This is a genomic window from Paraburkholderia steynii, from assembly GCF_900100565.1.
GTDB lineage: Bacteria > Pseudomonadota > Gammaproteobacteria > Burkholderiales > Burkholderiaceae > Paraburkholderia > Paraburkholderia terrae.
Window position 1 is genome coordinate 172,294 of the sequence record NZ_FNDI01000021.1, and the last position, 6,445, is coordinate 178,738.

General features: G+C 62.4%; 7 protein-coding genes. 4 read left to right on the forward strand and 3 right to left on the reverse strand.

Annotated elements, in window-relative coordinates; genetic code table 11:
- Positions 1-63: 63 nt before the first annotated feature.
- Positions 64-1,095 (reverse strand): phosphate ABC transporter substrate-binding protein PstS, encoded by a 1,032-nt coding sequence (pstS, locus tag BLT65_RS31505; RefSeq protein ID WP_042309386.1) that lies wholly within the window; start codon positions 1,093-1,095, stop codon positions 64-66.
- 408 nt (positions 1,096-1,503) lie between these two features.
- Between pstS and BLT65_RS31510 the strand changes: the two genes are divergently transcribed.
- The 4 genes from BLT65_RS31510 (at position 1,504) to ppk2 (ending at position 4,186) form a co-directional block, all read left to right on the forward strand.
- Positions 1,504-2,517, forward strand: coding sequence for a hypothetical protein (locus BLT65_RS31510; RefSeq protein ID WP_091785309.1), 1,014 nt, complete (start codon positions 1,504-1,506; stop codon positions 2,515-2,517).
- A gap of 56 nt (positions 2,518-2,573) precedes the next feature.
- Positions 2,574-2,795 (forward strand): hypothetical protein, encoded by a 222-nt coding sequence (locus BLT65_RS31515; RefSeq protein WP_244186778.1) that lies wholly within the window; start codon positions 2,574-2,576, stop codon positions 2,793-2,795.
- Positions 2,796-3,008: 213 nt separating this feature from the next.
- Positions 3,009-3,266 carry an RNA-binding protein gene (locus tag BLT65_RS31520; protein WP_042309390.1) on the forward strand — a complete coding sequence of 86 codons (258 nt, stop codon included), beginning with the start codon at positions 3,009-3,011 and terminating at the stop codon, positions 3,264-3,266.
- A 68-nt stretch (positions 3,267-3,334) separates the two neighbouring features.
- Positions 3,335-4,186, forward strand: coding sequence for a polyphosphate kinase 2 (gene ppk2, locus BLT65_RS31525; RefSeq protein ID WP_042309376.1), 852 nt, complete (start codon positions 3,335-3,337; stop codon positions 4,184-4,186).
- A 65-nt stretch (positions 4,187-4,251) separates the two neighbouring features.
- On the opposite strand, the gene BLT65_RS31530 is transcribed toward ppk2, so the two are convergent.
- On the reverse strand, positions 4,252-5,853 hold the full coding sequence (locus tag BLT65_RS31530) for a PqiB family protein (protein WP_091785314.1): 1,602 nt from the start codon (positions 5,851-5,853) through the stop codon (positions 4,252-4,254).
- A gap of 52 nt (positions 5,854-5,905) precedes the next feature.
- The coding region (locus tag BLT65_RS31535; protein WP_167306584.1) for a TolC family protein at positions 5,906-6,445 on the reverse strand (540 nt) is incomplete at its 5' end.

Here is a 6,445-nt window from a genome sequence, read left to right on the forward strand (position 1 = left end):
AAAAACCCATGCTGCGTGCATTCGATCGACGCGTAGCGCATCATGCTTTAGCACCCACGTTCACTACTGAGCAGCGACAGGCTTGCCCAACGCATCCTTGACGCGCGTATGCAACTGCGTGCGGATTTCCTCGATGACGGGCGCGGGCAACGGAATGTAGTCGAGTTCCTGCGCCGTTTGATGTCCATTCGTAAACGCCCATTCGAAAAAGCTGAGTGCTTCCTTCGTGTGATCGGGCTTGTCCTGCGTCACGGGTATCAGCACGAAGGTCGCGCCCATCACGGGCCATGCGTCCTTGCCCGGCTCGTTCGTGAGAATGCTGACCAGCGAGGTCGACCAGTCAGCGCCGAGCGCAGCCGCGTTGAACGCCTCGGGTCCTGGCTGCACCGACGCGCCCGACGCGTTTTTCATCGCGGTGTACGCAATATGGTTCTGCTTCGTGAAGTCCCACGCGACATAGCCGATCGAGCCGGGCAGATAGCGCACGTAAGTGGCGACGCCTTCGTTGCCCTTGCCGCCAATGCCGCGCGGCCAGCGAACGGACGTGCCTTCGCCGACCTTGGTTTTCCATTCGGGGCTGACCTGCGACAGATAGTGCGTCCAGATGAGCGTCGTGCCCGAGCCGTCGGCGCGACGGATCACGGCGATGGCGAGATCGGGCAGCGTCGCTTTCGGATTCAGCGCGACGATGGCCGGGTCCTTCCAGTTCGTGATCTTGCCGAGGTAGATGTCGCCGAGCACCTGGCCCGACAGCGTCAACTCGCCAGGCTTGATGCCCGGAATATTGACGACGGGCACCACGCCGCCTATCACGGTCGGAAACTGGACGAGACCGCTCCTGCTCAATTCGCTCTCGGTCAACGGCGCATCGGAACCGGCGAAGTCCACCTGCTTCGCGAGTATCTGCTTGACGCCTTCCGTCGATCCGACGCCTCGATAATGAACGCTGCCGCCGCCGGATTTCTTGTAGCCGTCCGCCCATGCGGTGTAGATCGGCGCGGCGAAGGTGCTGCCTGCGCCCGTGATATCGGCGGCGTGAGCGTTGATCGTCACGAAGGTGGCAAGCAGGGCAATCCACGTTGGGATGGTTCTCACGATAGCCTCACGGTCGTTGGTGTTCGGATCGTTGGGTGATGGCCGGTCCAGCCGCGCGTTGTCGACTGTGAAGGATTGATGTCGACGAGTGGCATTGCCGTGCATCTGATTAGAGGACGGCGGTGTGCGTGATGCAAATTGAATCGGCCTATCGCAAACCCGCATGCAGGTTTGGTCTGCGGCAGTTGGCAATGGTCAGAGGAGAGCAGCGTCGAGTGGGCGAACGGGTGCCGCGCGTTGATGTTTTCAGGCGAATTGCATGCGGCTAGCGGTCGCATTACGGCGCTGCTCCCGCGTCCGTTCGCCGCGTCAGGCTCGACGCGCTCACGCAGCGGATTTTTCATGCGGTATGCTGATTCGCGATCAACAATGCGTTGACCTGTGCCTCATTTCCCGGAGATTGTGGCTATGGGCTTGCTGAGCCGGCTGTTTCATCGCGATTGCTCATCCGTGCCGCCGATGGCAGCCGCGCGCATCGACGAGGCGATCGGGCGCATTCTCACGATTCATCCGCGCATCGCCGTCGCGAGCCGCTATCGGCATCGGCTAAAAGAACCGATTGCCGCCACGCTCGACTATGCGGACGAACTGATGGCGTCGCTGCCCGCCACGCTCGATGCGAGCGCCGACGCGTGGGCCGGCAATCCGAGCCTGCGCGCATTCTTCGCGACCCCCGACGATATCGCCGATACCTTCGGCCGCTCGCAGGAGGTACGCGCTTTCTTCGAATCGAATCCCGACGCCGTCGATGTGCATGGCACGCTCGGCATGGCCTTGAACGAGCGGCACGTGCTGGGCGTCGCGCTGGACGGCGACACGCTGCATCACGACGTCGCGCAAACCACGCTGAGTTTCAGCGACCACCGCGTGAGGGTCTGCGGGCGCACGGAAACATCGCTTCGCGAAGAAATCGAGCGCAGACTGATCGATCAACTGGCGCTCGAAGGGCTGTCGATGCTGGCGGCCACGCGCGCCGCGCGGCTCGCGCGCGGGCGCGAGCTGATGCAGGAGCGCGTTGCGCTGCTGCATCGCGGCGGCACGGGGTTGGCTTCTGTCGCGGGCGGCGGCGCCGCTGTCGAAGCGAGCGAACTCGCGCATGTGCAGACGCAGATCGCGCAGAACGCCGAGAGCCTCGCCGCGCTCAGAGTGCCGACCGATGTCATCGAACACGAACTCGAAGGCATTTGCGAGGTGTTCGGCAAGCCGGCGGATTACGTCTACATCAAGAGCCGGCACATCCGCATCGATATGATGAACGTGGTTCAGGAAGGCGAGACGAAAGGGGGCAGCGATATCGAGTTTCACTTCGTTCGTGTTCCCGGCGTCACGCCGCAGATGCGCGCGTTTGCGCTGGTTCGCTTTCGGCGCTCCGAATTGCCGCCTGGGGGATTGCATATCGACGCCGCCATGCGCGCGCTTTAAGATCGACAGGATGTCGCGGTCTTTAGCGGTCTTCAGCGAAGCGGAGGAATCCAATAATGAAGGGCTATCTGGTTTCATTGGCCGCAGCCGCATGCGTTGCCGTTTCTCTGGCGCCGTTGCAACAGGCTGTCGCGCAACCGTCGGCCTTGAAGCCGATGCAGGACGCGCAACGCAAGGCCGAGCAAAAGGCGCGCGAGGCAAAGAAGGAGGACGAGCGGGCTCAAGCCCCTGACGAAGCGCAAAAGCAGGAAGGCGCGAAGCCGGCATCATCACCTTGATGGGCGCCGTTTCAGTTTTTGCGGTGGTCACGTTCAGCGTTGTGCAATTCGCATCGTTGCGACGCTTGCGGAAACCCGACATCGCGCGTGGAAAGTCATAAACTGTTCGCATACACCGAACTGCTGTTGAGGGACCCGCAGAAGTTGTCACCGGCTTTTTCAACCTTGTGTGCTTTGTACGATGGACTGACTTTCGATGAGGAGAACGTCGTTATGGCTGAGCTTTGGGTTGCCAATATCGAAGACAACACGACCGACGAGGAAATCAAAACCTTCCTGTGCCACTACGGGTTTCCGCCGTTCGATTCGATCCGGCGCGTCGAAGGAACGGGCGAACGTCCCGCTGTCGTGCTCGAGTTCAATGACGTCGGCGCGCACGTGTTGCAGAGTCTGCAGCCGCGCGTTCACAACATGTTCTGGAAAAGCCGCACGCTGACGGTCCAGGTCGTGCCCACGCGGGACGAGTCCTGAAGCCGGTGCGGTCCATGCTCGGCATGGGCCGCTAGCCGAACCGACACGACGGTCACAGGAGACGAGCGATGCCTGAATTGAAGAACGAAAAGAACAGCGTACGCGGCGGACAGTCGAATGGCGCGCGTGAGCGTACTAAAGCGCCGGGACAATTGAAGAACAAGGAGTATGAAAAAGAACTCAAGTCGCTTCATATCGAACTGGTGAAACTGCAGGAATGGGTCGTGCAAACGGGCGCGAAGGTCTGCGTGATCTTCGAAGGACGCGATGGCGCAGGCAAGGGCGGCACGATCAAGGCGATCACGGAACGCGTCAGCCCACGCATTTTTCGGGTCGTCGCGCTGCCGGCGCCGACGGACCGCGAGAAATCGCAGATGTACATCCAGCGCTATCTTCCGCATCTGCCTGCCGCGGGCGAGATCATTCTGTTCGACAGAAGCTGGTATAACCGCGCGGGCGTCGAACGGGTGATGGGATTCTGTACGGAAGAGCAGGTGCAGAATTTTTTCAAGGCCGTCCCGCTGATCGAGCACGCCATCATTCAGTCGGGCATCATTCTGCTGAAGTACTGGCTCGAAGTCAGCGAGGAAGAGCAGACTCGCCGTCTCGAAGCGCGCATTACCGACGAGCGGAAGATCTGGAAACTGTCGCCGATGGATCTGCTGTCGTATAGCCGCTGGTACGACTACTCGCGCGCGCGGGACGATATGTTCGCGGCGACCGATTCCGACCAGACGCCGTGGCACGTGGTGCGCTCCGACGACAAGAAACGCGCGCGTCTGAACCTGATCACGCATCTGCTCGACAGCATTCCGTACGAGACGATGCCGCGCCCGAAGATCAAGCTGCCGAAGCGGAAAAAGGCGGAGGGATATCGCCCGAGCGACCGGCCAATCCGTTATGTGCGGGAGAAGTTCTAAAGGCTATCGGCGCATCGCGTAGCGCACCCATTCGTCGCGCGAGAGCAATCGGCTCTCGCGCGATTTCATTTGGCGTCCTCGGCTTTGCCGCGCAGCAGCGCTTCGGGGTGTCGCTGCAAATAGTCCGACAGCGCGCGGAAGGACGCGGCCGTGCGCGCAAGCTCGCGAACCGCGTCGCTCGTGTCCTGTTGCAATGCCGAATCGGGCTGCAGCGCGGTGTTCGCGGTATCGAGCGTCGCCTGCGCTGCCGTCAGCGCGCTCTTCGCTTGCGGCACCACTTGCGTGTTGAGGTTGCGCATCAGCTGCGCGGTGTTGGCGAGCGTCTGTTGCGCGTTCTTGCCGATCTGTTCGAGCGGCAGGCTGTCGAGACGCGCCACGATCCGGTTGAGCGACTCCTGCAGCGATTGCAGGCCGCTCGGCGTGGTCGGCAGTTCGGGTGGCGTGCGGTTCCAGTCGATAGAGGCTTTCGGCGCGCTCGGGAAGAAGTCGAGCGCGATATACAACTGGCCTGTGATCAGGCTGCCCGTCTTGAGTTGCCCGCGCAAGCCGCGTTCGACGAGGAAATCGGCCAGCGCTCTTGGGTTGTCCCCGAGACGGCCGCCTCTCGGCTCCGACACATAACGCGACGTGAAGCGCTCAGGATAGAGCTTGACCTCGACGGGAATGCTGATCTGCCTCGTGGCGGGATCGAAGCGCGTGTAGATCGCCGACACTTCGCCGACCGTGATGCCGCGAAAATCGACGGGCGCGCCGACCACGAGGCCGCGCACCGAACCCTGGAAATTGAACACGTAGGTCTCGACGATCCGGTCGTGCTGCTTCATCGCATCGGCGCGCGTGGCGAAGAGCGGGAACAGCGCTTTCGCGTCCGCTTCGGGGCGATCAAGCGAGGCGGTCGGCGTCTCGAACGCGAGGCCGCCGACGAGGATCGACACCACCGACTGCGTATTGACCTGCACGCCTTCCGTGCCGAGCGTCACGTCGATGCCGCCTGCCTGCCAGAAGCGTGAATCGCTGTTCACATAGCGGTCGTACGGCGCGTTGATGAACACGTGCAGCGTGACGCCGCCGCCGTCCTTGTCGAGATCGAACGACGTCACCTGTCCGACCTGCAGGCGCCTGAAATAGATGGGCGTGCCGACATCGACCGAGCCGAGGTCGGCTGCTTTCAGCACGAACTCGCGCCCCGGCACGTCGCTCGCGAATACGGGCGGAATCTCGAGCCCTGAGTAGTCGCGCCGCTCCTGCTTCGCGTGGCCGATATCCATGCCGATGAACGCGCCCGACAGCAGCGTACTGATGCCCGACACGGTGCCGCCGGCGATGCGCGGCCTCACAACCCAGAAGCGGGTGTCGTCGACGAGCATGTCGGTGGCGTCGCGCGTGAGTTCGGCGGTCGCGATGACGTTTTTATAGTCTTTCGACAGCGCGACTTTCTTCACGACGCCGATATCGACGTCCTTGAACTTGATCTTGGTCTTGCCCGCTTCGAGTCCTTCGCCCGTTCTGAAGCTGATCGTGATCGTCGGACCCTGCGACATCACCGCCTGCACCGCAAGCCAGATGCCGACCAGCACGGCCACGATGGGCACGAGCCAGATCCACTGGATCCGCCAGCGCTTGCGCGGCACGGTGACGGCTTCAGGTTGCTCGGGCGGGCGGCTCATGACGGTCGCCTCGTGTTGCGGGTGAGCGGTTTACAGGGGAGGGCGAAGTCGCTCATTTCGCGCTCTGCGCGGCCGCATCGCCGCTGTGCTGCGCTGCCTGGGTCGTCAGCCCTTCGGCCGTGATGACCCAGCCGCCGCCCATCGCCTTGTACAGGTTCACATACGACACCAGCACGCCCGCCTGGGTCTGCGTCTGGTTCAGCTGCGCGTTGAAGAGACTTCGCTCGGCATCGAGCACCTCGATATAGCTCGTGTAGCCGCCTTCGTACCGCAGCCGTGCAAGATGCGCATAGGTCGCCAGCGCCTCGACCTGCCGTACCTGCACGTCGAACTGTTCGCGCACCTTCTGCGACGAGATCAGTGCATCGTCGACTTCCTGGAACGCGACCTGGATTGCCTTGCGGTATGAGTACAGCGCCTGCTGCTGCACCGCCTCGGCCTGCTTGACCTGACCGACGATCGCGCCGCCTTCGAAGATCGGCTGCGCGATCGAACCGGCAAACGACCACACGCGCGCCGGCCCCGTAAAGAGCTTCGAGAACTGCCCGCTTTGCGTGCCCAGCAGCCCCGTCAGCGAAATCTGCGGGAAATA